The following is a 24,826-nucleotide window of genomic DNA, read 5'->3' as shown; positions in this document are numbered from 1 at the left end:
ATGATGTGGCTATTTAGCGAACCCGGCGCAGGTAACCGTCAGGCGCGACGGTGACCAGCAGCTTGTTCTCCAGCTGCTTATCGATCTCGAAATCGCTGTTCTCTTGCAGGTACGCCCAGACCGCGGTCTTCGGGTTGTCACCCGGGCCCCATGGACGATCAGGGAAAAACTCCGGCGGCATGTCCTCGACCACCGTATCCATCACCACGCAGTAGCTGCCGACGGAAACCAGCGGCGCGTAAAGGCGCAGCTCTTCCAGTACGTGATCGTGGGTATGGTTGGAATCCAGGACCAGGATGACCTTCTTGCCCGCGGCAGCCGCACGGACCTGCTCGGCGGTCGACTGCTCGATGCTCGAACCCTCGATCATGCGGATGCGCTTGCTCATCGGATGGCTCTCGATGGCCTCGCGGTTGTGCCGGCGGATATCAAGGTCGATGCCCAGCACTTCGCCGTGGCCTTGCAGCTCAAGCAGCGAGGCGTAGTAGATGATCGAACCGCCATGGGCGATACCACACTCGATCACCAGGTCCGGCTTGACCTGCCAGATGATCTCCTGCATCGCCATCATGTCCTGGGGCAGTTGAATGATCGGCCGGCCCATCCAGGAGAAGTGGTAGCTGTACTTGTGCTTGGCCGACTCGTTGAAGAAGTCGCGGGCCAGGCCCTGGAGTTTTTCGTCCTGGCCCTGGGCGGCGATTTCGGCTTGGCATTCGGCTTCGAAGGCTTGCATAACGGTCTTGGTCATCATTCAGTCTCGGCAAAAGTTCATTGAAAGGAGGCGCTGTCGACGGCGTGGTAGACGTAACGTCCGCCCGTCATGCGCTTGATTTCTTCGAGGTAATTGGAGTTCATCACAAACAGGTTGGCGCCAATGGGCAAGGCATCCAGGGCTTCCTCCGGCGACGACACGCGCACACCGCTGAGGGGCAGGTAACGCCCCTGCTTGGCCGGGTTGATATCCACCACCTGGTCCACCGCCACTCCCGCCCGCTGCAGGAACAGCGAATAGATCACCCCCTTGGAGGACGCGCCCCAGATACACGAGCCTTGCTCGGGCGCCTCGCGGATGATGCGGATCGCCTTGGCCAGGCTGGCGGTGAAGTCATTCGGCAGCTGTTGGCGCGGAACCGGCTCGGTCGGCGTCAGGCGCAGGCTGCCGAGGTCGGCGACGATATACAGGTACTGCCCGCCGAACAGATGGCCGGCCTCGTGCACGGTGCCGAACAAGCGGCGCAGGTCATCGAGACGGAAGTAGTTGACGTGTTCGTAGAACAGGTCGAACCAGGCCCGGTGCTCGACGATCCAGTCAAAGCACGGCACCTCGATATAGATCTGCCCGCCCTGGTTGGCCTCGGCCATCGCCGCCAGGAACGCCACCGGGTCGGCGATATGCTCCAGCACGTGGCGCAACACCAGGGCATCGGCGGCCAGGCCGAGGCCACGGGTGAACGGTGCCTTGATCACTTCGGGGTTGCTGCCTTCGTAGGCCGGGTCGATACCGGTGATGGCGTAGCCGAGGCCGCGCAGCAGCTCGAGGAAATAACCCTTGCCGCAACCGACCTCGATCAGGCTCCGGCCCTTGAAGTGCCGGGCAATGATGCCTTCCACGTCGCTCAAGTGCTGCTGGAACTGGCCGGAATGGGCCTGCTCGTTCTGATAGTCGCTGTCGTAGCTCAACTTGTCGGCATCGAAGGCCTGGTTGAAGATCAAGCCGCTGACTTCGTCCTGTACCAGCACGATATCGGCGCGGGCCGAAGCCCTGGCCGAGGCCGCGTCGGCAAAGGTGCGGTTTTGCAGGACCGGCAGATCAGCTGCCCGATACAACTCATGCGCCATGTTCGACTCCCAGTAGCTGTTGCAGTCGCTCGGCCACGGCCCAGAACGCCATGGGCTCGTGACTGGCATAACCGTAGTGACCCAGGTTCAGCGCGATGGACGATCCGCGCTCGCGCAGACGCTGCTCGACCAGGGTCCTGACCGCGATAGGGCGGCCGCTGGCGCAATTGACCACGCCGGAAAAATCCCGCTGTTCCAGCAACCGGGCCAGGTAATCGGCGGCCACTTCAATGGCCAGGTAATCACGCAGTTGCTCGCCGGCCGACATGTTGAAGTGACTGTCACCGGCCGCGATGGCACGGTCCAGGCTGGCCAGCAGGCTATTGGGGTTCTGCCCCTCGCCATGCAAATAGAACAGGCGCGCCCACTGCAGGTTGAACGGCATCTGCTGGCGCAACGTCTCCAGGAACAGGCGCAGGGTGTTCTTCGCCAGACCGTAGGGATTGCTCGGCTGCGCCGGCGTCGCTTCGCTCAACGGCCCACTCTGCAAGCCATATTCGAAGCAGGTGCCGGTCACCAGGACCTGGGGCACACCGGCTTCGACCGCCTGCTTGATAAAACGGTAATCGGCGAACAGGTTGTGTTCGAAGTGAAACAGCGCCTGGTAGTTCGGCAACCCCGGCCAGGCCAGGTGGGCCAGGGCATCGACGCCCTGGGTCAGCATGGCAACATCAAGGTCCACGGCATGCACGTCGGCGGCGATAAACTCCACATCGTCGATCCACGGCAACTTGCGCGCGGCCTCGGGATCGCGAGCCACGGCCCGCACCGAATGCCCGCGCGCCAGCAAGGCCGAGACCAGATGGCGACCGACAAAGCCGGTCGCACCGGTCACCAGCACTTTCAGGCCGCTCACAGGATCGTCAACTCGGGTACGGCGACGACAAAACGCCCGCCCCATTCACGCACCACGGCCTGCTGCTGACTCACTTCCTGCAACAGGTTCCACGGCAACACCAGCACGTAGTCGGGCTTTTCCGCCTCGATACGCTCAGGCGAGACCACGGGAATACGACTGCCAGGGAGAAACTTGCCCTGCTTGTGCGGGTTGGCATCGGCGACCCAGGCCAGCAGGTCCGGACGGACCCCGGCATAGTTGAGCAAGGTGTTGCCCTTGGCCGCCGCGCCATAACCGACCACACGCTTGCCTTCGGCCTTGGCCTGCAACAGGAAACGCAACAGCTCGTGCTTGATGCGCTCGGCGGCCGGTGCCAGGGTGGCGTAGAAAGCCGGGGTTTTCACCCCCGCGGCCAGCTCGGCGTCCAGCACCTGGCGGACCACTGCCTGCACCGGGCGACGAGCACCGTCGGCGCGCTGCACGAAGACCCGCAGTGAACCGCCATGGGTCGGCAAGCCGCCGACATCGAAGATTTCCAGGCCATTGCGCACGCACAAGGCCTGCACCGCTGTCAGCGACAGGTAGGAATAGTGCTCGTGATACAAGGTATCGAACTGCTTCCCGGCGATCAGGGCCAGCAGGTGCGGGAACTCGAAGGTGGCCACTCCCGTGGGCTTGAGCAGCGTCGCGAAGCCCTGGAGAAAATCATTGATGTCCGGCACATGGGCCAGCACGTTGTTGGCCGCCATCAGGTCAGCCGCCCAACCCTCCTCGCGCAACTGCAACGCGGTATCGCGCCCGAAGAACAGCTCGCGGATCTCCAGGCCTTTGTCCCGCGCCGCCTGGGCGGTGCTGCGGGTCGGCTCGACACCCAGGCAGCGGATACCGCGCCCGGCGACATACTGCAGCAGGTAGCCATCGTTGGCGGCCACCTCCACCACGCGGCTGTCCGCGGTCAGTTCGAAGCGCTCGACCATCTCGGTCACATAACGCTCGGCATGCTCCAGCCAGGTACTGGAAAACGAACTGAAATAGGCGTAGTCGGCGTCGAACAGCGTATCGGCACGGGTGTAGTCCTCGGTCTGCACCAGCCAGCAGCTCTGGCACACCGCGACTTTCAACGGCAGCCACGGCTCGGCCTGCTCCAACTGGTCAGCCCGCAGGTAGGCATTGGACGGTGGCGAAGTCCCCAGATCGATCAACGGCAAGACCAGCGGGGTACCGCAACCTCGGCAGTTCATAAACGCACTCCAGGGAAAGACGCATCGATCAGGGGGTGACTGCTGTCCCTGGCCGACAGATTTTTGACAGCCTCGGGCCAGGCGATTGCCAGGCGCGGGTCGAGCACTGACAGACCGCCCTCGGACGCGGGCGTGTAGTCGGCGCTGTGCAGGTAAAGCAGTTCAGCATCGTCGCTGAGGGTCTGGAAACCGTGGGCGAAGCCGGCGGGAATCAACAGGCCGCGACCGTCGCCGGCACGCAGGTACTCGGCGTGCCAATGCAGGAAGGTCGGCGAATCCGCACGCAGGTCCACCGCCACATCCCAGACTTCGCCACGCAGGCAGGTGATCAGCTTGGCCTCCGGGGCCTGGGCATTCTGATAATGCAGGCCGCGCACGCTGCCACGCTCGCGGGTGCAGGAGTGGTTGATCTGGCGGATATGAAACGGCTCGCCGAACGCACTCAGGCTGCCTTCGCAGAACAACCGGGAAAAATGCCCGCGCTGATCGGCGTGATGCTTGTGCTGTACGCTGAACAGCCCCTTGAGGGGCAAGGCATGAATCAGGAATTCACTCAAAGCTCACCCCGGTACAGATTCAATTGCGCCAGGGTCACGCTGCGCATGTCCTCGGCGTTTTTCCAGGCCAGGTGCCAATCGAGGGTGTGTTCCAGGCATTGCTGCAAGGACCAGCGCGGTTGCCAGCCGAGCAACTGCCGGGCGCGACTGCTGTCCAGGCGCAACAGACCGGCCTCGTGCAGCTCGCTGGGCTCGACCCGCAGGCCCGGCGCCTGGGGCCAGCGCCCGGCGAGTCGAGCGACGACGTCGCCGACACTGCACATGTCGTCCTCGCCAGGCCCGAAGTTCCACGCCCCGGCCGCTTCCGGCCCACGCTCATACAGCGCGGCGGCCAGTTGCAGGTAACCGGCCAGCGGCTCCAGCGCATGCTGCCAGGGCCGTACCGCCTGTGGATAGCGCAGGGTCACCGGCTCGTCCGCCGACCAGGCCCGGAGCACGTCGGGAATCAGCCGTTCCGGGGAGAAGTCGCCGCCGCCCAGGACGTTGCCGGCCCGCGCGGTCGCCACCGCCAGGCCATGGGCCTCATAGCGTTCGGCCGGGAAAAAGGAGGCCACATAGGACTGCGCCAACAGTTCGCAACAGGCCTTGCTGCTGCTGTAGGGATCATGGCCGCCGAGGGCTTCGTTCTCGCGATAGGGCCAGGCCCACTCCTGGTTGGCGTAGACCTTGTCGGTGGTGACCAGCACACAGGCCCGTACCCCACCGACCTGGCGAATCGCTTCCAACAGGTTGAGGGTACCCATGACATTGCTCGAATAGGTGCCGAGCGGATCGCGATAGGCTTCGCGCACCAGCGGCTGGGCCGCCAGGTGCAGGACAATTTCCGGTTCGGTCTCGGCGATCAGTTCAAGCAAGGCGCCGAGGTCGCGCAGGTCGCCGCGCTGGTCGTTGAGACTCTCGCCAACCCGGGCCAGTTCGAACAGGCTGGGGTCGGTACTGGGATCGAGGGCGAAGCCGCTGACCTGGGCACCCAGGCTCTCGAGCCACAGTGCCAACCAACTGCCCTTGAACCCGGTATGGCCGGTCAGCAGGACCCGCTTGCCGCTCCAGAATGCCCGGCTCAGTCCCACTGCTTCCATGGGGCCTCCCCGCTCTGCCACAGTTGCTCCAGGTGATTCTTGTCCCGCAGGGTGTCCATCGGATGCCAGAAGCCGTCGTGCTGGAAGGCGTTCAGTTGCCCCAGGGTGGCCAGTTCCGCCAAGGGTTCGGCTTCCCAGACGGTACTGTCGTCACTGAGCAGCGACAGCACCTTGGGCGACAGGACGAAGAAACCGCCATTGATCCAACCGCCATCGCCACGGGGCTTTTCGATAAAGCCACGGACCATGTCACCGTCGCGCTCCAGCGCGCCATAGCGGCCTGGCGGCTGTACGGCAGTGACCGTCGCCAACTTGCCGCTGGAAAGGTGGAAGTCCACCAGCGCGCCGATGTTCAGGTCCGAGACGCCGTCGCCGTAGGTGAAGCAGAAGGCCTCTTCGTTCTCCAGGTAACGCCCGGCACGACGCAGGCGGCCGCCGGTCATGGTGTCTTCGCCGGTGTCGATCAGGGTCACGCGCCATGGCTCGCTGTAGTTCTGGTGAACGTCCATGCGATTGTTGCTCATGTCGAAGGTGACGTCGGAGGTGTGCAGGAAGTAGTTGGCGAAGAAGTCCTTGATGGCGTAGCCCTTGTACCCAAGGCAGATCACGAAGTCGTGGATACCGTGGGCCGAGTACTGCTTCATGATGTGCCAGAGAATTGGCTTGCCGCCGATCTCGATCATCGGCTTGGGCTTGAGGTGCGATTCCTCGCTGATCCGCGTGCCCAGGCCACCCGCCAGAATAACTGCCTTCATCAACGTCCCCTCTTGTTCGACACAGGGCCTGCTCAGGCGCTGTGGGACTTCCCAGACTGCCGGGTCAAATCGCGCCAGCGGCACGCGGCCCGTGGGCCGCGCCGCCAAATGCACGATTTATGGCGATATGCAGGGGGACTTGCAGGAAACGCGCCAGCTCCACGGCGGGATCAATCGGCCAGCCAGCCGTTCTCCCAGTAACGCAGGTTGTCGCCACGCAACATGTAGTCGCGCAGGACGATCTCACGCAGTTCATCCCCCATGCGGTAGCTGGCATCGGGATCGGACAGGTGCATGCGAATCGCCTGCAGCCACTCATCGGTGGAGTTGCTCTTGACCTTGGTGCACGGCAGGTAGCCGGTATAGGCCTTGGTATCGGTGCAGATCACCGGATAGCCGCAGGCGCCGTACTCCAACAGCCGCAGGTTGCTCTTGCAGTCGTTGAAGATATGGAACTCCAACGGCGCCAGGGCCAGGTCCAGGTTCAGGCTGGCCAGCTTCGCCGGGTACACCTCCAGCCCGATCACCCCATGGAACTCATGCATGTAAGGGCGCAAATCGTCCGGGCACATGCCGAAAAAGACCCAGTCGACCTCCGTCGCCAGCTCGCGCACAACCTCGGCGATCACCGCCAGATCGCCGGAGTGACTGGTACCGCCGCCCCAACCGACACGGGGCTTTTTCGAGGTCCGGCGCTGTCCCTTCAAGCCCGTCCACAGGTGGGTCGCGAGCATATTGGGAACGACCCGGATATCGCTGTGCATGGACGACAGGGCATCGGCCAGCGGCTCGGTCGACACCACGACCCGATCACACAGGCCGATGCCGCGACGAACCAGCGCCTCCATCTCGTCACGGGTCGGCATGTTGCGCACATGGGCGTTTTTCTTGGTCGGCTGGATCACATAGTCATCCAGCTCGTAGACGCGCCGGGCATTCGAGTAAGTCTTCAGCGGCACGCACTCATTGATCGGCCCTTCGGTATAACGCCCCTGCAGCACGATAACGTCAGGAGACTGACGCTCCACCTCGATAATCGACGGCATTTCATACATGACCCGCCCCACCGCCCGCCCCGCGGCCTGCAATTCGATCAGTGGCTGCGTCACCCGGTAATGGCCGATGGCCGAGGCGTTGACCGGAAGCGCCAGGACCTTCGGCAGGTTGCGGACTGAAAACGGGCTCCAGCCGGAAAGCAGACCCGGTTCGAGGCCAAAACTGCTGCCGCCCAGGGTGCGCAGGCTCAGGTTGGGATTGTAGGCCGGATCCCGAGCGATCACGGGCAGCCAACGCAGGTAGAACGCCTCCTGCTCAGCCTCACGCAGGGCTTGCTGGTCCGCCTCGAGAACCACGCTCGGGCGGGCCCCCAGGGCCAGTTGCGCATGCGGGGTCCAGACCACCAGATAACCGCTGCGGCCAATCTTCAGACACAAATCGACTTCACCGAGCGTCTGCACAAACTGCGCTTCATCCAGCCCCTGCACGCTGTCGAATACGGTCTTGCGCACCATCAGGCAATCGGCACCGACCGCACTCAGATCATGGGCGATCTGCAAACGGTGCATATAGCCCGCGGACTGCAGGGACTCGCCATGAAAAGGCAGGCCCGCAGGCCCATGCAATCCCAACACCAGACCGGCATGTACCACGCGTCCGTCGGCATTGAACAGTTTGGGGCCCACCACGCCGACTTCCGGGCGCTGCGCATGATTGAGCATCTCGTCGAGCCAGAGGCCGTCAGTCACCATCAGGTAGGGGTTGAACAGCAACAGATAGTCGCCCCGGGCTTGCCCGGCAGCGGCGTTGATAACGGCAGCCTGACTCTGGCGGGCAAAGGTCAATACGCGCAAACGATCGCTGCCCATACTGGCCATGGCGCTCAGCCAGGCCAGCGCCTCGGGACTTTCACTGCCGTTGTCCACCAGCAGCAGCTCGTATTGGCGGTAAAGGGTTTTTTCCAATAAGGTTTCGACACAACGCTGTACCGCCGCCAACTGATCCTTGCAGACGATAATGATCGAGACCAGCGGTCGATCCGCGTGCAGATAATCCACACGGTTGAACAGCGCCTGCCCTCTGTCACGCAACTCATGGTCCACGCCGAGACGCCACAGATGCGCCTCGAGCAGCGGTGCGTTCAGTTCGAGCAACTCGGGCAGCGACATCCACTGGGAAAGCGACAACACGGACTCCACCAGTACCTCGGCGATATGCCCGACGACCTGGGTACCGACTTGCTCGACCAGCCGCCAGAGCAGGTCGTGAGGCGCCAGTTCGCCATGTCGCGAGTCGAAACCACCGAGCGCCAGGAAAGGCTCGCGCTTGAAGGCCAGGACACGCCCCACATACGGATAGCTGCGCATCAGGTCCAGGTTGAAGTCGGACTTGAAAACCGGCTCCGCCGGCTCGCCGTCGCGCAAACAGCTCTCGTCACTATAGAAACAGCATTCCTCGCCGGCCTGTACGATGCGATCAGCCAGCACCAGCAGCGCGGGCTCCACCAGGCGATCCCCGGCACGCAACAGATAAAACCAGTCAGCACCGTCAATCTGGGCCAACAGCTCATTGAGTTGCTGCTGCCAGTCCTCTTGCAAAGGCAAGGTAAACACCCGGTCCAACAGCACGGCTTCGCTACAGGCGTCAGACAGTACCAGTGTCAACTCCGCGGGATAGAGCTGCCCGGCCAGACTCTGCAGGGTGCTGTCCAGGCCGGAGAGACCGCCCTCCCGATCAATCACCACCGCCACGATCTTCGGCTGCCACGCCCACTCGAGCAGTGCATCGGGCAGCAGTTTGCGCTCGGGCTCCGTCAGGGTCCGACACGCCAGCCACTGGGCATACATTTCGGAAAAACTGTCGCTGGTAACCCCGACGCGCCAGATCTCGGTGGTCTGCTTGGTGCCCAGGGTCCGCAGCAACGCCAGTTCACCCCAGACCCGTGGCGACTCATTGGCACGGGTCAGCGGCAACAAACGGACCCAGCCATGGGCCGGGGCCGACTCGCCACTGCGCGCCTTGAGCATTTGCAGCAGCCACTCACGCTCGGAGAGCACCGCATCAAGCATCGCCTGCTGCCGATTGGGCCGCTCCGGGTAACGACGCTCGACACTCAGGACGTGGTTCAGCATCACCATATTGCCGCGACGCAACAGGCAGATATACAGCGCGAACTCCAGCGAAGCGACAAAACAATGCCCCGGCTGGGTCAAGGCGGGCAACCACTCCAGCACATCCGCGCGACGCAACAGCGCATTGCTGAAACCACCCAGGATATTGACCGGAAAGGTCTCGAAAATCGCCAGCAGGTCTTCGCCCTTGAAGACCGAACAAGTGGGCGCCAACGTAGCGTTCTCAAGACGAATCGGCAGTTGCAGATCGTCGGCGTCCCAGAACATGCGTTGCGCCAGCACCAGGTTGACGTCGGCCTGCTCGACCAGGACCTGCGCCTGGCGCTCGATACAGGCGCCAAACAGTTGGTCGTCATCATAGAGAAACTTGATGAATTCGCCCTGGGCCAACTCAAGACCCGCGAGCAAATTAGCCACATGCCCGAGCCTGAGCGCGTTACGGACATAACGTACCGGCCGGCCCGCCTCTTCACTCATGGTCTCGACCAGACGGCCAATTTCGTCATCCTGGCTGTCATCGCACACGATGATTTCGAGATTGCCGTAGCTCTGGCCCAAGGCACTGTGCAGGGCTTTGCCAAAAAAGCGTGGATTGACGGCGGGAATGACGAGACTGACGAGTGGGACTGGGTTCACGACGGGGCTCGCAAGCGGCGCGACTCACCCGATCGGACGAGCCACTGGAACCGCTGAAAAAGGCGGTTGATGGAGGCGCGAGAGCCACGATGGCTCCCGCGCCCGGGTCGAATCAGATCTTGTTGAACAGGCCCAATTGACTGATTTTGCTGAAGGCCAACTGCGCCGCCTGCAACATGGTCTGCTGCAGGGTCAGCTGGGTCATGACCGCCGCCGGGTCGGCGTCGCGAATCGCCCCCTGGCTGGTGGTGTTGGCCAGCACCAGGCTCTGGTTGGTGGCGTCCTGGGCATCCAGGACCTGGCCGCGGGTACCGATGGCGGTGACCGCACTGCCCGCCTGGTCCATGGCGCTGGTGACGTTGCTGACCCCGGCGTTCATGCTTGCCAGCAGCTTCTGCTGGGCAACCGGATTGCCATCGGCCGGCGTGTTCAACGTACCTATCATCTGGTTCAAGGTATCGAGGATATTCTGGGTCTGGTGATTATTCGGCTGGACCACAAACTGATCACCGGCCGCCGGCGTACCGCCCAAGGTCAGGCTGACCCCCGCCGCCGTCGCCGTGGAACCGGCCATGGTCCCCGAGGACACCGGCCGGCTGCTGGCCGTGATCGGCGATGCATACAAGTCATAGGCCGTGGCGCTGGTGAACTTGAGGATCGCCCCACTGGCAGGGAAGGTGCTGTCGTAGGCCGCCTGGTTGGTCGTCGTCGCCCCGGTCACCACCGCGGTCGACGGGTTGCCGGCGCTGCGCGAGGTATTGAAGGTATCCGGCTGCGCCGAAAGGGTGAAGCTGTGCCCGGCAATCACGGTATCCGGCACATCACCGGACTTCAGGTTGAGGTTCAGCCCCAGGTCCACGCCTCGAAAGGTGACCGTCTGGTTCGCGCCGTTGCTGTTGCTGATCACGCCGTTCTGGCTGGCTTCGGAAGTGACGTCAGCGCCGCTGGCATCGGTGATCTTGATCTGGGTACTGCTGAGGAAACTGACGGTATACGGCTGACCGCCGGCGAACTGAGCGTTGTAGGTCGCGCTATTGCTGACCTGGCCGTTGGACAGGGTGACGCGACCGTCGTCCACGGCCGGCGAGGTCATGGTGACCTGGGTGCGGGCAGTGTTGATGGACTGCTGGAACGCGTCCCAGCCCGTCACATTGCTGGCCACCGAACTATTGTCGCCAATGGCCAGGTTCAACTGCGACTGATCACCGTTGTAGCTGTAGGTGCCGTCGGAGTTGGCGGTATAGGGCGGAGCGCTGGTCTTCGAACCGCCGAACAGGTAGTTGCCGTTGGCATCCTGGCTGTTCATCAGCCCGAGGACCGTTTGCTGGATCTGTCCCAACTGTTGGGCATAGGCCTTGCGATCGGCATCGGTGTTGGTGCCACTGATGGCCGACAGCCCGATTTCGCGAGCCGATTGCATGGCGCTCTGAATCGCGGTCAAGGCCGTTTCCGACTGACTGTAAGAGCCTTTGAGCGAGCTGATATTGCTGGAGTACTGGGTCAGCGCAGCGCTTTGCTGGCCCAGCTGCAACAGCCGCGCGGCCCCTACCGGGTCATCGGCGGCGGTATTGACCTTGACCATGCTGCTGGCCTCGGCACTGGTCTTGAGCGTGTCGTTGTAACCGCGCTGGTAGTTGGCAGCCGTGGTTTCGTAATACTGGGCGGTGGAAATGCGCATGAATCACGACTCCTTAAAGGCTGCTGAGCAGCGTGCTGAAGATGGCCTGGGCGGCTTTGATAATCTGCGACGCGGCCGTGTAGTACTGCTGGTACTTGACCAGGTTGGCGGACTCTTCGTCCAGGTTGACGCCGGACAGGGAGTCGCGCGCGCCCTTGGCGTTGGTCAGGATGGTCGTCGTCGCCGTGTTGTCCGAGGTGGCCTGGGACGCCTTGGTACCGACAGTGGAGACCAAGGTGCCGTAGGCGTCGGAGATGCTGCTGCCGCCGTTCGTGGCGCTCGTCCCCACGGTCTTGCTGTTTTGCAGGGCGACCAGGGCGGTGCTGTTGCGGTTGTCCGAAGAACCGGCGCCAGTCATCGACATGGTAAAGCTTTCACCGGACTTCGGATTACCGCTGACCGTGGTCTGAACGGTGAAGGTCTTCTGCACGCCTGCGCCGTCCAACACCGGATTGCCGCTGGCGTCGACCATGTTGATTTTCAGGTTCAGTGTGTTGGCCTGCCCCGGCACGATGGTACCGGTGCCCATCACGTTGCCCTGGGCATCGGTCAGGGTGTAGCCCTGGGTACCTGCGGTCGCACCGGTACCCGGTGCGCCGAAGACGATCTTGGCCGGCGTGCCGTACTTGATGGCATCCTGCAACTGCGCGTTGTTGGTCGCGTTGGACGTGCCCAACTGGTCGACCAGGGTCGGCTGGGTGTAGGTGCCGCCGTTGTTGGCACTGGTGACACCGGCCAGCGGCGCCGCCGCGGCAATGTTCTGCGCGTTGGTCATCACCGTCTGGATATCACTGGCACCGCTGCGGGTCGGGGTCACCTTGAAGGTGTCGCCGGCACTCATCGCGCCACCACCATTGAGGCTCAGGGTGATCCCGTCGATGACCGGTGGTGGCGTGGTAGTGGTGCTGAAGGACCCCATCGCGGTGCCGTCCGAGCGCGTGACGCTGTAGTTGGTCGCGCTGCTGAAGGTGACCTGGTAATCGTTGGTGGTCAGCGCACCGGTGTCGGCGATGGTCACGTTCAGGTTGCCGGAACCGGCGCTGTTGTTCCCATTGGCGATGCTGCGCTGGCTGATCAGGGTGGCGCTGTTGATATCGTTGAAGATCGGCGAACCGAAGTTGCCGTTCTTGTCGATGCCCTGGGCCTGCTGCTTGTTCATCTGGTCGGCCGCGACCATGGCAATGCGCCCCAACGCGTTGATCGACGGGTCGAGCACATCGCTGCGATAGCGCAGCAGACCACCGATCTCGCCACCGGTCACCGTGGAGGTGATATCGACGGTGCTGGTGCCGCGATCCAGCTGCAAGGCCGACTGGCTCGGGTCGTCCTTGCTCGGCACGGCGGACAGGGTGTTGGTGCTGTTGCCCATCACCAGCGGCTGACCGCTGCCGATATAGACGTCATAACTCGAACCGCGCTGGACCACCTGGGTCCCGACCAGCTCGGACAACTGGCGCACCGCCTCGCTGCGCTGGTCCAGCAGGTCGTTCGGGGCACCGGCGGCGGTGGTGACTTTGGAAATCTGATCGTTGTACTGGGCAATGGTACTCGCCAGCTTGTTCACCTGGCCGGCCATGTCCGACAGGTTGCTGTTGATCCCGGTGTTCTGGGCGCTCAATTGCTGGGAGAGGGAGTTGAGTTTGTCGCTCAACGCCTGGGCGCTGGTCAGCGTCGTCTGGCGGGACGCATCGTCCGTCGGGGTGGTCGACACACTTTGCAGCGAGCTGAAGAACTTCTGCAACGAAGCGGTCATGCCGGTGTTGGTATCCGACAGCATGGAGTCGGTCGGCGTGACCTGGGCCAGGTACGAGGACGAATCGCTGTTGAGCGAGGTCGAGGTTTGCAACTGCGCATCCAGGTAGGCGCTGTAGACCCGACGGACATCCGCCAGGGTCGTGCCGGTACCGATGAACACGTTGCCGTATTGCTGCGAGGCAGAGCTGGTCTGAACGGTTGACTGACGTGAATAGCCGGCCGTATCAACGTTGGAAATGTTGTTGCCGGTGGTGTTCAAAGCCGTCGAGGCCGCGTTCAACCCCGTCATACCAATATTGAGCAAGCTCATGATTCAGACCTTATAAATTCGTGGAAGCGCCCGCCGCAGCGTAGTTCTGGTAGCTCTTCATCTGTTTTGCTATTTGCGAAATCTTGCTGGCGTAGTCCGGGTCAGTGGCATACCCGGCCTTTTGCAACTCGCGTACAAACTGTTCAGGTTTATCGGCCGACTTCAGTACATCTTGATAGCGATTATTACTTTGCAGCATGGTCACCAGATCGTGGAAGCTGTCCTGGTAGGAGGCATAGGAACGGAAGTCCGCCGTCTCCTTGACCATCTGGCCATTTTTGAACTCACTGGTGATGGCGCGGGCCTGCGGCCCTTGCCAACTGCTGCCGGCCTTGATGCCGAACAGGTTGTGACTGCTGCTGCCGTCCTGCTGGCGCATGACCGATTTGCCCCAACCGGTTTCCAGGGCTGCCTGGGCCACCAGGTAACGCGGGTCGACACCAATGCGCCTGGCCGCCTGTTCCGCCATCGGCAGCATGGTGGCGACGAATTCGTCGGGCGAACTGAACGCCTGTTTGGCCGGCGCCAACGGCGGCTGGGCCACGGCGCGACCATAGATCTGCATGCGCGTGCTCGGCACATTGCTCAAGCCGTGGATGGCCTGACCCTGGAGCACGGAATCGCTGGCGGCGCTGTTGCGCGCCGGCACAGCCTGGGCGTTGACCGTGGCCAGGCTGCCGTCGGCCGACGGCACCAGCCCGGCGACCAGGCGATCAGTCAACTTGCTCGGCAACGCCAGGCGACGCTCGTTGAGCTTGGCCATGTCGTTGTGCAGGCTGCCGTCGCTGTTGTGGATCGGGCTGGCGACCCGCGAGGCCCACAACGGCCGCTGGCCATTGGAGCGCGCGAACGGCGAAGCCGCGGTCGCGGCCGTGGTGGTGCCAGCATTGATCGGTGTCGGCACCGGTGCTTCGCTCGCAACCGTACCGGCCGGCGGCCCGACCTTGAGCCCGCCCTGGGAGGGATGCGTCGGTTTGTTCTTGCTCATCTGGCGCACCAGCACATCGGCCAGGCCGATACCGCCACCCTGGCGCGACATGGTCACGGCCAACTGATGGTCGTACATTTCCTGATATTGCTTGGTCGCCGGGGTATTGAGCGGATTGTCCTGGGCCATTACATCAGTGGCCGCGCGCGCGGACTTGAGCATTTCGCCAACGAACAGCGACTCGAACTCCTGCGCCACCTTGCGAATGTTGGCATCGCTGTCGCGGTTGCCGACCTTCAGGCTGTTCATTCGGTTCAGGTCGCTGTAGGCACCGGAGTCGCCGGTGCTTGCCAACCCGCTCTTGCGCATATCCACCATAGCGACGGCCTCAAATCACGATCAGGTCGGCTTGCAAGGCGCCGGCCTGTTTCAAGGCTTCGAGGATCGCCATCAAGTCGCCTGGCGCCGCACCCACCTGGTTCACCGCACGGACGATCTCGTCCAGGGTGGTCCCCGGGCCAAACTTGAACATCGGCTTGGCTTCCTGCTGGGCGTTGACCCGCGAACGCGGTACCACCGCCGTGGTGCCATTGGACAGCGGCCCCGGCTGGCTGACGATCGGGTCTTCGGTAATGGTCACGGTCAGGCTGCCGTGGGTCACCGCGGCCGGCGACACCTTGACGTTCTGGCCGATCACGATGGTACCGGTACGCGAGTTGATGATGACTTTAGCCACCGCCTGGCCCGGGTCGACCTCAAGATTTTCCAGCATCGACAGGTAGTCGACCCGCTGGCTCGGATCCAGCGGCGCGGTGACGCGGATCGAACCGCCGTCGATGGCCTGGGCCACGCCCGGGCCGAGCAGGTCGTTGACCTTGTCGACGATCCGCTTGGCGGTGGTGAAGTCAGAACGGTTGAGGTTCAGGGTCAGGCTGTTGCCCTGGTTGAAACCACTCGGTACCGCGCGCTCCACCGAAGCCCCGCCGGGGATCCGCCCGGCCGACGGAACGTTGACGGTGATCTTCGAACCGTCCGCGCCAGAAGCATCGAAACCGCCCACCACCAGGTTGCCCTGGGCGATGGCGTAGACGTTGCCGTCGATACCCTTGAGCGGCGTCATCAACAGGGTGCCGCCGCGCAGGCTCTTGGCGTTACCGATGGACGAGACGGTGATATCCACCACCTGCCCCGGCTTGGCGAACGCCGGCAGGTCGGCACTGATCGACACCGCCGCGACGTTCTTCAACTGCACGGTACCGGCGTTGGCCGGCACCTTGATGCCGAACTGCGAGAGCATGTTGTTGAAGGTCTGCAGGGTGAACGGTGTCTGCGTGGTCTGGTCACCCGAACCGTTGAGACCGACCACCAGGCCATAACCAATCAGCTGGTTGGAGCGCACACCGGAAATACTGGCGATGTCCTTCAACCGCTCGGCCTGGGCACCGAGAGCGGTGGACATCAGCAGCACAGCCGCCATCAGATGCTTGAGATTGAACATGGTCGTAGCACCTAGAAAGGCCAGAGCGGGCTGAGGAAGAAGCGGTCGAGCCAACCCGGCTGGCTCGTATCGGCAAAGGCGCCGGTACCCGAGTAGGTAATGCGCGCATCGGCCACGCGAGTGGACGGAACGGTGTTATCGGTGGCGATATCATCCGCGCGGATCATCCCGGCGATGCGCACCAGCTCATTGCCGGTATTGAGGGTCAACCACTTCTCGCCCCGTACGGCGATGATGCCGTTGGGCAGCACGTCAGCCACGGTCACGGTAATCGAGCCGGTCAGGCTGTTGCTCTGCGCGGCCTTGGAGGAACCGTCGGTGGTCTTGGTACCGCCATAGCCGATATTCAGGTTTGCGTTGCCGCTGGTCACCGACGAGCCGAAGAGCGTGGTCAGGCCAAAGTTGTTGGCATCTTTCTTCGACAGGTCGGAGTTGGCATTTTTGCTCGCCTGGGTGGCTTCATTAAGGGTAATGGTGACAATGTCACCGACCCGGAAAGCCTTGCGGTCGCCATACAGGTTCTGCTCGAAGCCGGCCTGGTAGATCGAACCGTTGTTCGCCGCGGCGGGCAACGGGGTACGCGGCAACACCGGCGCGTAATACGGGTCATTGGGCTTGGGTAGCGGGCTCATGCAGCCGGCCAACAGCGCCATCGCGCTCAACGCGAGCATGGAAAACAACCGATTCATGACCCTATTACCTCACGGTGTTGCAGGCGCCCTTCAGGCCGCCTCATAGACTTGATTACAGGTTCTGTGCGACGTACTGGAGCATCTGGTCGGCGGTGGAAATCACCTTGGAGTTCATCTCGTAGGCACGCTGGGTGGTGATCATGTTGACCATTTCTTCCACGGTGCTGACGTTGGAAGTTTCCAGGGTGCTCTGCTCGGTGGTACCGAAACCGTTGAGACCCGGGGTGCCGACCTGCGGCGCGCCGCTGGCGGCGGTTTCCAGAAACAGGTTGCCACCCTTGGCCTGCAGGCCGGCCGGGTTGATGAAGTCGGCGGTCTGGATATTGCCGATCACTTGCGAAGTCGGGCTGCCGGCGACGGTGATCGAGACCGTGCCGTCCTGGCCGACGGTGAAGGTCTGGGCGTTGTTCGGGATGATGATCGCCGGCTGCAGGGTGAAACCGTTGGCGGTGACGATCTGCCCGGTGTTGCTCAGGTGGAAGGTACCGTCACGGGTGTAGGCCGTGGTGCCGTCCGGTTGCAGGATCTGGAAGAAACCGCGACCGTTGACGGCCATGTCCAGCGGCTGGTCGGTGGTTTGCAGACTACCGGCGGCGAAGTTCTTCTGGGTGCCGACGATCCGCACACCGGTACCCAGTTGCAGGCCCGACGGCAGTTCGCTGTCCTGGGTCGACTCGGCACCCGGCTGACGCTTGATCTGGTACAGCAGGTCCTGGAACTCGGCGCGATCACGCTTGAAGCCGGTGGTCGAGACGTTGGCCAAGTTGTTGGAAATAGTCGTCAGGTTGGTGTCTTGTGCCGCCAAACCTGTTTTTGCAACCCATAGAGCCGGAAGCATTCTGTTCTCCTTCGCGCGCCTGTTTTACGGCGCTACGTTCTGGTGATTAGCTGTTCTGCAAGACCCGAGCCATAGCCGTGTCATCTTCTTTGGCGGTGTTCATCATCTTGATGTGCAATTCGAACTGCTTGGACAGGGCCAGCACCGAGGTCATTTCCTCCACGGCATTGACGTTGCTGCCCACCAGGAAGCCCGAGACCACCTTGACGTTGGCGTCGACCGGCGCGGTCGTGCCGTCCTTGGTATGCACCACGGCATCCGGCCCCTTGATCATGTTCTTCAGATCCGGGTTGACCAGCTTGATGCGGTCGACTTCCGCCACCACCCGCGGCCCTTCACCCATGGCGCGAATGCTGATGGTGCCGTCCTCGCCCACTTCGATCTTCGACTCGGGTGGCACGGCGATCGGCCCGCCATTGCCCATGACCGGCATGCCGTTGCCGGCACGCAGCACCCCGAGGGCGTCAATATTCATGCTCGCGGTGCGCACGTAACCTTCGCCGCCGTCAGGTGTCTGCACGGCCACCCAGCCGTCACCGGCCACCGCCACGTCGAGATCGCGACCGGTCTCGACCATCGGACCCGAGTCGAAATCCGTGCCCGGGCGCTCGGACATGGCGTAGGCACGTGACGGAAAGCTGTCACCGAACACCGGCATGGAACGAGCCTGTTCCAGGTCACGTTGAAAACCGTTGGTCGAGAGGTTCGCCAGATTGTTGGCATGGGCCTTTTGCGCCAGAGCATTCTGGGCCGCACCGGTCATTGCCACGTAAAGGTACTTGTCCACAGTCTTTCCTCTTCCTGACGGGCGTTTGCCGCCACCGCTGTACTGCGAGAGGCGCAAGCAATTTCCGAACCAACTTTTTTCTTGACGCAGGACAAGCCCTCGTGACGGGGCTTGAGTACCTTTGGCTGGCTTTCAAGGTCTTGAGGGCAGACGAAAAAACGGCGCGGTTATGCCGCTGGCGGCAAGTATCGGTCGTTTCCCCTCGTGCGGCGGGCGCCAGAAAACCACCCTGGAATAGACCTTGCAAGCCAACCCGGCAGACGGCAACCAACGTCAAGTTTGCCCCGTGACTGCCGACATTCAGAATTAGCCACAGTATTCAGGAGGGCTGACGTGAACCTGTACATCAACCAACTACAGAAAAAAGCGGACTTCAAGGAAGAGATCTATTCAGGCGCCATCTTCCTGGACACCCAGTTGGCGACCGCCAAGGAGCTCTGTGGTTTTGCCAAGGAAAGCATCACCCTGGCCTTTGACGGCGAGACCGATCACCAGTCCCTGCACACGATGATGCCGGTCGAGGAATTCGTCAGCCGGGTGACCCGCCTCAAGGGCCAGTTCACCAACAGCCAGCGCGTCAAGGACCTGATCCTGGCGTTCATCCATGAAGTCGGCATCGACCCGCGCGAGTACATCTTCGATGTGCCGCGCCTGCGCGTCGTGCCCAACTACAACTACCTGCATGCCGGCGTCAGCTACGCCTACAAGCCCCATCGCGACACCTGGTACGGCAGCGTCGATTGCCAGATCAACACCTGGATGCCGGTCTACACCATCGCCCCGAACCAGACCATGATGATCAACGCCGGCTACTTCGAAAAGCCGGTGCTCAACACCTCGAAGGACTGGAGCCTGAACGACTGGATCAACAACCAGCGGCACAAGGCCAAGGAAAACCTGACCGAGGAAGTGCGCGTGCACCCGGTGCCCCTGGCCGACATCGATACGTCGTCGGAAGTCCGCATTGCCGGCAACACCGGTGAGATGCTGATCTTCTCCGGTTCACATTTGCATGGCACCGTACCCAATTACACCGAACAGACCCGCTTCAGCGTGGACTTCCGCCTGATGCACCTGGACGACCTGCAACACAAGCGCGGCGCCCCCAACGTCGACAGCGCCTGCCCGGATGTCGGGGCCGGCTTCAAAGACTACTTCCACGCCCACGACTTCTCGAATTTCCAAGGAATCTATCAATGACCAAGCGCCGCATTACGCCTGCCGAGGCTCAATACAACGAAACCCGTGCCGGCGTGCTCAAGCGGGTCGATGCCGAATACGTGGCCGACGCGCCGTTCGTGTTCGCCAACCGCATCAACGTGACCGCCGCCCTGTCGCGCATGGAGCTGTTCAAGAAGGTCATGGACGTGCCGGGTGCGATCATCGAATGCGGCGTGTACAAGGGCAACTCGCTGATGCTCTACATGCACCTGTCGATGATCCTCGAGCCGTACGCGATCAACCGTTCGATCGTCGGCTTCGACACCTTCGAAGGCTTCACCAGCATCAACAAGGATGAAGACCCGGCCGACATCAACGAGAACATGTTCTCCGACACCGACCAGTCGCTGATCCAGGACATGATCGATGCCAACGACCTGCTGCGTCCGGTCAACCGCATCCCGCGCTGCGAACTGGTCAAGGGCGATATCTGCAAGACCGTGCCGGAATTCGTCAAGTCCCGTCCGGACCTGGTGGTGGCCATGCTGATCCTCGATACCGACCTCTACGAACCGACCAAGGTCGCCCTGGAAACCTTCCTGCCGTACATGCCCAAAGGTGCCATCGTGGTACTCGACGAAGTTGCCTATCGCAACTTCCCGGGTGAAACCAAGGCCCTGCGCGAAGTGTTCGACATGAACAAGATCGAGCTCAAGCGCCTGCCGTTCGACTCGTGCGTGGGTTACTTCCACATCTGATCGAGCCAGGGGCGGGAGGCCTGGTTACTGCCCGCCCTTGACGACCTCATATTCCTTCAGCTTGTTGGCAATGGTGGTATGGGAAACCCCCAGCCGCTTGCCCAGCAAGCGACTGCTCGGATGCTCCGAGTACAGACGCTCCAGCACCGCCCGCTCGAACCGCCCGACAATCTCGTCCAACCCGCCCTCCAGGGAAAAATCCCCCAGGGGTTGGCGCACGCCATAGTCCGGCAACCGGATATGCTCGGCCTTGACCACCCCGCCCTCGCAGAGGGAAACCGCCTGGAACAGCACGTTCTCCAACTGCCGGACATTGCCCGGCCAGTGATAGTGCGCAAGACGATCCATCGCCGCCGGCGCCAACTTCGGCAAGGGGCAACCGATCTGCCGACTGGCCTGGTCGAGAAAATGCTCCACCAACGGGGTCAGCCCGTCCAGGCACTCACGCAGGGGCGGGATATGCAGGGACAACACGTTGAGACGGTGATAGAGGTCCTGGCGAAACTCACCCCGCGAACACAGCTCCGAGAGGTCGACCTGGGTCGCGCAGATCACCCGCACATCCAGGTACACCTCCTCGTCGCTGCCGACCCGACGGAACCCGCCATCCTGGAGAAAGCGCAATAACTTGACCTGCAGGCGCGGACTCATCTCCCCCACCCCGTCGAGGAACAAGGTACCGCCGGCGGTCAGTTCCAGCAGCCCGAGCTTGCCCTCGGCCCGCGCGCCCTCGAACGCGCCGGGACCGTAGCCGAACAGCTCGGTTTCAGCCATGGACTCCGGCAAGCCGGCGCAGTTGAGGGCCATCAACGGCGCCTGTCCCCGCGGGCTGGCCAGGTGGCAGGCCCGCGCCAGCAATTCCTTGCCGGTCCCGGTCTCGCCTTCAATCAGCAGCGGTGCATCCAGCGGTGCCATGCGCCGGGCCTCGCGAACCACCGCGGCCATGACTTTCGAACTCTGGAAAATACTGTCAAAGCCGCGCAACTCCTGCTTGCGCACGTTGTAGATACGCTCGCCGACCTGGTCGGCGCGATGCAAGGTCAGCACCGCGCCGGCCATCGCCTCGCTGTCATCGTGTTCCGACTGCAACGGCGCGATATCCGCCAGGAAAACGTCACCCTTGATCTTGACCCGCAGGCCATTGATCCGCGACTGGTTGGCACGCACCAACTCCGGCAGGTCGAAATCCGGTGCATAACGCGCCAGCGGGATGCCCGGCACCTCGTCAACCCTGACCCCGAGCAACTGCGCCGCCGCGCGGTTGGCCGCGACAATCGAGCCGCCCATGTCGATGGACAGCACCGGAAACTCCAGGGCCCCAAGCAAGGCGTTGAGCTCCATATGCCGACGCTCGCTGGGCATCAGGCCGACGCGTTTGACGCCAAACACCCCGGCGATGGTTTCGAACTTCGGCCGCAGGGCCTGGAACTGCAGGTTGATCAGATTCGGGCAGTGCAGGTAGATGGCATTGCCCTGATCACCGCCGACTTCGCCACGGGCGACGTTGATGCCGTAGTCCACCAACAGATTGAGAATGTCGCGAAGAATGCCGATGCGGTTCTGGCAGTGCACTTTGATACGCATGGAAAGGCTCGAAAAGGGTGATAGCCGGGCCCCATGGGCCCCTGCGGAGCGGGCACTTTTTTCAGTACGCCGCAGTTAGTCGTAAAGATTATGTGACGAAAACCCGCTTGATCGCCACGTCAAAACGCCTTACGCATCAGCAAAACGCCATTTCGTAACGATTTCTTTACGAAATATCGGCATGCATCCTACCCCTTCGCGCTTTGCCCTGGATGCGCACGCCCCCTCAACGGGTTAACACTAAGCCCATCGCAGCACATAACAAGAACGAATCCCCCAGCAGGAGAGCGGTATGAAGCAGACGCACTACGTGGCTCGCGAGCCCGATGCGCAAGGTTTTATCGACTACCCGGCCGCCGAGCATGCCGTGTGGAACACCCTGATCACTCGCCAACTGAAAGTGATCGAAGGCCGCGCGTGCCAGGAATACCTGGACGGCATCGAAAAACTGGCCCTGCCCCACGACCGGATTCCGCAACTCGGCGAAATCAACCAGGTCCTCGGCGCCACCACCGGCTGGCAAGTCGCCCGGGTGCCGGCGCTGATTCCGTTCCAGACTTTTTTCGAACTGCTGGCCAACAAGCAGTTTCCAGTGGCGACCTTCATTCGCACCGAAGAAGAGCTCGACTACCTGCAAGAGCCGGACATTTTCCACGAAATCTTTGGCCACTGCCCGCTGCTGACCAACCCCTGGTTCGCCGAATTCACCCACACCTACGGCAAGCTCGGCCTGCAAGCCAGCAAGGAGCAACGGGTGTACCTGGCGCGCCTGTACTGGATGACCATCGAATTCGGCCTGGTGGACACCCCGCAAGGTCGGCGCATCTATGGCGGCGGCATTCTCTCCTCGCCGAAAGAGAGCGTGTACAGCCTGTCCAACCAGCCCGAGCATCAGCTCTTCGATCCGCTGGAAGCCATGCGCACGCCGTATCGCATCGACATCCTGCAACCGCTGTACTTTGTCCTGCCGAACCTCAAGCGCTTGTTCGACCTGGCCCACGAAGACATCATGGGCATGGTCGAGCGCGGCATGCAGCTGGGTCTGCACGCCCCGAAATTCCCGCCCAAGGCCGCCTGATCCGCGACATTGAGCGCTACGTGCGTCTTTCTCGAACCGACGTTTTCGAATAGCGTATTCGAACGGCGTCCTTGAATAAAAAAACGATTTCAGGAATCCATCATGAACACCTTGAACCAAGCCCACTGCGAAGCCTGCCGCGCCGATGCCCCCCAGGTCAGCGACGAAGAACTGCCGCTGCTGATCAAACAGATTCCGGACTGGAACATCGAAGTGCGGGACGGCATCATGCAGCTGGAGAAGGTCTTCCTGTTCAAGAACTTCAAGTTCGCCCTGGCCTTCACCAATGCCGTCGGCGAGATTTCCGAAGCCGAAGGCCATCACCCGGGTCTGCTGACCGAGTGGGGCAAAGTCACCGTCACCTGGTGGAGCCATTCGATCAAGGGCCTGCACCGTAACGATTTCATCATGGCGGCACGCACCGACGAGGTCAGCCACGCCGCCGAGGGCCGTAAATAATGCATTTCGACGCCATCGCGCGTGTACCCGGCGACCCGATCCTCGGGTTGCTGGAGGCTTATGCCCAGGACCCCAATCCTCGCAAGTTCGACCTGGGCGTAGGCGTCTACAAGGATGCCCAGGGCCTGACCCCGATCCTGCGGTCGGTCAAGCTGGCTGAACAGCGGCTGGTGGACGAGCAGCGGACCAAGTCCTATATCGGTGGCCACGGCGACCTGCGCTTTGGCAGCCTGCTCAACGAGCTGGTGATGGGTGCGGACTCGCCGTTGATCGCCGCCCAACGCGTCGGCGCGACCCAGACCCCGGGTGGCACCGGCGCCTTGCGCCTGAGTGCCGACTTTATCGCCCACTGCCTTCCGGGTCGTGGCATCTGGCTCAGCGATCCGACCTGGCCGATCCACGAGACCATCTTCGCCGCCGCTGGCTTGAAGATCAGTCACTACCCTTATGTCGACAGCGACAACCGCCTGAACGTCGAAGGCATGCTCGCCGCCCTGGAACAGGTGCCGCAGGGTGACGTGGTGCTGCTGCACGCCTGCTGCCACAACCCGACCGGTTTCGACCTGTCCCACGACGACTGGTACAAGGTGCTGGACATCGTCCGTCGCCGCGAACTGCTGCCGCTGATCGACTTCGCCTACCAGGGCTTTGGCGATGGCGTGGAGCAGGATGCCTGGGCCGCGCGGTTGTTCGCCCGGGAATTGCCGGAAGTGCTGATCACCAGTTCCTGCTCGAAGAATTTCGGCCTGTACCGCGAGCGCATCGGCGCACTGATCGTCTGCACCGGCGATGCTGAAAAACTGCTGGATGTGCGCAGTCAACTGGCGGCGGTGGCCCGTAACCTGTGGTCGAACCCACCGGATCATGGCGCGGCGGTGGTCACCACCATTCTCGGCACCCCAGAGTTGAAGAGCCTGTGGGCCGATGAAGTGGAAGCCATGCGTTTGCGTATTGCGCAACTGCGCAGCGGCCTGGTGGAAGCCCTGCAGCCCCATGGCCTAGCCGAGCGCTTCGCGCATATTGGCGTGCAGCGCGGCATGTTCTCCTATACCGGTTTGTCACCGGCCCAGGTCAAACGCCTGCGCGACGAGCACAGCGTGTATATGGTCAGCTCCGGCCGGGCCAACGTGGCGGGAATCGACGCGACGCGCCTGGATGCGCTGGCGCAGGCGATTGCCGCGGTCTGCAAGGACTGACACAACGGCACGTGCTGGCTGGACATGGTCC

Annotated in this window: 21 protein-coding genes; 5 read left to right on the top strand and 16 right to left on the bottom strand. The window is 62.5% G+C overall.

Annotation, left to right across the window (positions count from 1 at the left end; translation table 11 throughout):
• Positions 1 to 13: 13 nt before the first annotated feature.
• From M5C71_RS13945 to M5C71_RS13875, 15 genes are all read right to left on the bottom strand, one after another.
• The gene (locus tag M5C71_RS13945) at positions 14 to 751 is read right to left on the bottom strand and encodes a cephalosporin hydroxylase family protein (protein ID WP_103495979.1); all 738 of its coding nucleotides are present in this window, start codon (positions 749 to 751) and stop codon (positions 14 to 16) included.
• A gap of 17 nt (positions 752 to 768) precedes the next feature.
• The gene (locus tag M5C71_RS13940; RefSeq protein ID WP_248768074.1) at positions 769 to 1,839 is read right to left on the bottom strand and encodes a class I SAM-dependent methyltransferase; all 1,071 of its coding nucleotides are present in this window, start codon (positions 1,837 to 1,839) and stop codon (positions 769 to 771) included.
• Entirely contained in the window at positions 1,829 to 2,686 is an 858-nt protein-coding gene (locus M5C71_RS13935) for an NAD(P)-dependent oxidoreductase (RefSeq protein ID WP_103495997.1), read from the bottom strand. Before M5C71_RS13935 ends, M5C71_RS13940 begins: the two co-directional genes overlap by 11 nt.
• A 5-nt stretch (positions 2,687 to 2,691) precedes the next feature.
• Positions 2,692 to 3,918 carry a class I SAM-dependent methyltransferase gene (locus M5C71_RS13930; RefSeq protein WP_248744691.1) on the bottom strand — a complete coding sequence of 409 codons (1,227 nt, stop codon included), beginning with the start codon at positions 3,916 to 3,918 and terminating at the stop codon, positions 2,692 to 2,694.
• Positions 3,915 to 4,475 carry a dTDP-4-dehydrorhamnose 3,5-epimerase gene (rfbC, locus tag M5C71_RS13925; protein ID WP_103495982.1) on the bottom strand — a complete coding sequence of 187 codons (561 nt, stop codon included), beginning with the start codon at positions 4,473 to 4,475 and terminating at the stop codon, positions 3,915 to 3,917. The genes M5C71_RS13930 and rfbC overlap by 4 nt, the downstream gene beginning before the upstream one ends.
• Positions 4,472 to 5,554 carry a CDP-glucose 4,6-dehydratase gene (gene rfbG / locus M5C71_RS13920; RefSeq protein WP_177100090.1) on the bottom strand — a complete coding sequence of 361 codons (1,083 nt, stop codon included), beginning with the start codon at positions 5,552 to 5,554 and terminating at the stop codon, positions 4,472 to 4,474. The genes rfbC and rfbG overlap by 4 nt, the downstream gene beginning before the upstream one ends.
• Positions 5,536 to 6,309 (bottom strand): glucose-1-phosphate cytidylyltransferase, encoded by a 774-nt coding sequence (rfbF, locus tag M5C71_RS13915; RefSeq protein ID WP_103495984.1) that lies wholly within the window; start codon positions 6,307 to 6,309, stop codon positions 5,536 to 5,538. Before rfbF ends, rfbG begins: the two co-directional genes overlap by 19 nt.
• Positions 6,310 to 6,479: 170 nt before the next feature.
• Complete coding sequence (locus M5C71_RS13910) at positions 6,480 to 10,073, bottom strand: glycosyltransferase (RefSeq protein ID WP_248768073.1); 3,594 nt, start codon at positions 10,071 to 10,073, stop codon at positions 6,480 to 6,482.
• A 112-nt stretch (positions 10,074 to 10,185) separates the two neighbouring features.
• On the bottom strand, positions 10,186 to 11,751 hold the full coding sequence (locus tag M5C71_RS13905; protein ID WP_248768072.1) for a flagellar hook-associated protein 3: 1,566 nt from the start codon (positions 11,749 to 11,751) through the stop codon (positions 10,186 to 10,188).
• Between the two features lie 13 nt (positions 11,752 to 11,764).
• Positions 11,765 to 13,816, bottom strand: a complete 2,052-nt coding sequence (gene flgK, locus M5C71_RS13900) for a flagellar hook-associated protein FlgK (RefSeq protein ID WP_103495987.1) — start codon at positions 13,814 to 13,816, stop codon at positions 11,765 to 11,767.
• Positions 13,817 to 13,826: 10 nt separating this feature from the next.
• Positions 13,827 to 15,122 (bottom strand): flagellar assembly peptidoglycan hydrolase FlgJ, encoded by a 1,296-nt coding sequence (gene flgJ / locus M5C71_RS13895; RefSeq protein WP_248744689.1) that lies wholly within the window; start codon positions 15,120 to 15,122, stop codon positions 13,827 to 13,829.
• A gap of 10 nt (positions 15,123 to 15,132) precedes the next feature.
• On the bottom strand, positions 15,133 to 16,242 hold the full coding sequence (locus tag M5C71_RS13890) for a flagellar basal body P-ring protein FlgI (RefSeq protein ID WP_152738450.1): 1,110 nt from the start codon (positions 16,240 to 16,242) through the stop codon (positions 15,133 to 15,135).
• Between the two features lie 11 nt (positions 16,243 to 16,253).
• On the bottom strand, positions 16,254 to 16,931 hold the full coding sequence (gene flgH / locus M5C71_RS13885; protein WP_248768071.1) for a flagellar basal body L-ring protein FlgH: 678 nt from the start codon (positions 16,929 to 16,931) through the stop codon (positions 16,254 to 16,256).
• A 55-nt stretch (positions 16,932 to 16,986) separates the two neighbouring features.
• Positions 16,987 to 17,772, bottom strand: a complete 786-nt coding sequence (flgG, locus tag M5C71_RS13880; RefSeq protein ID WP_152738447.1) for a flagellar basal-body rod protein FlgG — start codon at positions 17,770 to 17,772, stop codon at positions 16,987 to 16,989.
• A gap of 46 nt (positions 17,773 to 17,818) precedes the next feature.
• Positions 17,819 to 18,559: a flagellar basal body rod protein FlgF gene (locus M5C71_RS13875; RefSeq protein ID WP_177100078.1), complete on the bottom strand. Its 741-nt coding sequence runs from the start codon at positions 18,557 to 18,559 to the stop codon at positions 17,819 to 17,821.
• A 333-nt stretch (positions 18,560 to 18,892) separates the two neighbouring features.
• On the opposite strand from M5C71_RS13875, the gene M5C71_RS13870 reads away from it, so the two are divergent.
• Together M5C71_RS13870 and M5C71_RS13865 are read left to right on the top strand one after the other, a co-directional pair.
• Positions 18,893 to 19,759, top strand: coding sequence for a hypothetical protein (locus tag M5C71_RS13870; protein WP_103496529.1), 867 nt, complete (start codon positions 18,893 to 18,895; stop codon positions 19,757 to 19,759).
• A complete protein-coding gene (locus tag M5C71_RS13865) occupies positions 19,756 to 20,478 on the top strand; it encodes a TylF/MycF/NovP-related O-methyltransferase (protein WP_100938982.1) in 723 nt (240 codons plus the stop codon). Before M5C71_RS13870 ends, M5C71_RS13865 begins: the two co-directional genes overlap by 4 nt.
• A 24-nt stretch (positions 20,479 to 20,502) precedes the next feature.
• On the opposite strand, the gene M5C71_RS13860 is transcribed toward M5C71_RS13865, so the two are convergent.
• On the bottom strand, positions 20,503 to 22,062 hold the full coding sequence (locus tag M5C71_RS13860; RefSeq protein WP_103496528.1) for a sigma-54-dependent transcriptional regulator: 1,560 nt from the start codon (positions 22,060 to 22,062) through the stop codon (positions 20,503 to 20,505).
• A 292-nt stretch (positions 22,063 to 22,354) separates the two neighbouring features.
• On the opposite strand from M5C71_RS13860, the gene phhA reads away from it, so the two are divergent.
• The 3 genes from phhA to M5C71_RS13845 all read left to right on the top strand — a co-directional run bounded on the left by phhA (position 22,355) and on the right by M5C71_RS13845 (position 24,795).
• Positions 22,355 to 23,140 (top strand): phenylalanine 4-monooxygenase, encoded by a 786-nt coding sequence (phhA, locus tag M5C71_RS13855; protein ID WP_248768070.1) that lies wholly within the window; start codon positions 22,355 to 22,357, stop codon positions 23,138 to 23,140.
• Positions 23,141 to 23,242: 102 nt separating this feature from the next.
• Positions 23,243 to 23,599 carry a 4a-hydroxytetrahydrobiopterin dehydratase gene (locus M5C71_RS13850; RefSeq protein ID WP_100938979.1) on the top strand — a complete coding sequence of 119 codons (357 nt, stop codon included), beginning with the start codon at positions 23,243 to 23,245 and terminating at the stop codon, positions 23,597 to 23,599.
• A complete protein-coding gene (locus M5C71_RS13845) occupies positions 23,596 to 24,795 on the top strand; it encodes an amino acid aminotransferase (RefSeq protein ID WP_248768150.1) in 1,200 nt (399 codons plus the stop codon). Before M5C71_RS13850 ends, M5C71_RS13845 begins: the two co-directional genes overlap by 4 nt.
• Positions 24,796 to 24,826: the final 31 nt, after the last annotated feature.

The organism is Pseudomonas sp. MWU12-2345 (assembly GCF_023242385.1).
Taxonomy (GTDB): Bacteria; Pseudomonadota; Gammaproteobacteria; order Pseudomonadales; family Pseudomonadaceae; genus Aquipseudomonas; species Aquipseudomonas gingeri_D.
The sequence above is the reverse complement of the archived record's forward strand: the minus strand, read 5'-3'. Positions and strand labels throughout refer to the sequence as shown.

Coding starts and splice junctions, on each gene's coding strand:
- M5C71_RS13930 (WP_248744691.1), bottom strand. CDS start 3,918: ATGAACTGCCGAGGTTGCGGTACCCCGCTGGTCTTGCCGTTGATCGAT.
- M5C71_RS13865 (WP_100938982.1), top strand. CDS start 19,756: ATGACCAAGCGCCGCATTACGCCTGCCGAGGCTCAATACAACGAAACC.
- phhA (WP_248768070.1), top strand. CDS start 22,355: ATGAAGCAGACGCACTACGTGGCTCGCGAGCCCGATGCGCAAGGTTTT.
- M5C71_RS13890 (WP_152738450.1), bottom strand. CDS start 16,242: ATGTTCAATCTCAAGCATCTGATGGCGGCTGTGCTGCTGATGTCCACC.
- M5C71_RS13850 (WP_100938979.1), top strand. CDS start 23,243: ATGAACACCTTGAACCAAGCCCACTGCGAAGCCTGCCGCGCCGATGCC.
- flgJ (WP_248744689.1), bottom strand. CDS start 15,122: ATGGTGGATATGCGCAAGAGCGGGTTGGCAAGCACCGGCGACTCCGGT.
- rfbF (WP_103495984.1), bottom strand. CDS start 6,309: ATGAAGGCAGTTATTCTGGCGGGTGGCCTGGGCACGCGGATCAGCGAG.
- M5C71_RS13945 (WP_103495979.1), bottom strand. CDS start 751: ATGATGACCAAGACCGTTATGCAAGCCTTCGAAGCCGAATGCCAAGCC.
- rfbG (WP_177100090.1), bottom strand. CDS start 5,554: ATGGAAGCAGTGGGACTGAGCCGGGCATTCTGGAGCGGCAAGCGGGTC.
- flgK (WP_103495987.1), bottom strand. CDS start 13,816: ATGAGCTTGCTCAATATTGGTATGACGGGGTTGAACGCGGCCTCGACG.
- M5C71_RS13940 (WP_248768074.1), bottom strand. CDS start 1,839: ATGGCGCATGAGTTGTATCGGGCAGCTGATCTGCCGGTCCTGCAAAAC.
- M5C71_RS13905 (WP_248768072.1), bottom strand. CDS start 11,751: ATGCGCATTTCCACCGCCCAGTATTACGAAACCACGGCTGCCAACTAC.
- M5C71_RS13860 (WP_103496528.1), bottom strand. CDS start 22,062: ATGCGTATCAAAGTGCACTGCCAGAACCGCATCGGCATTCTTCGCGAC.
- flgH (WP_248768071.1), bottom strand. CDS start 16,931: ATGAATCGGTTGTTTTCCATGCTCGCGTTGAGCGCGATGGCGCTGTTG.
- flgG (WP_152738447.1), bottom strand. CDS start 17,772: ATGCTTCCGGCTCTATGGGTTGCAAAAACAGGTTTGGCGGCACAAGAC.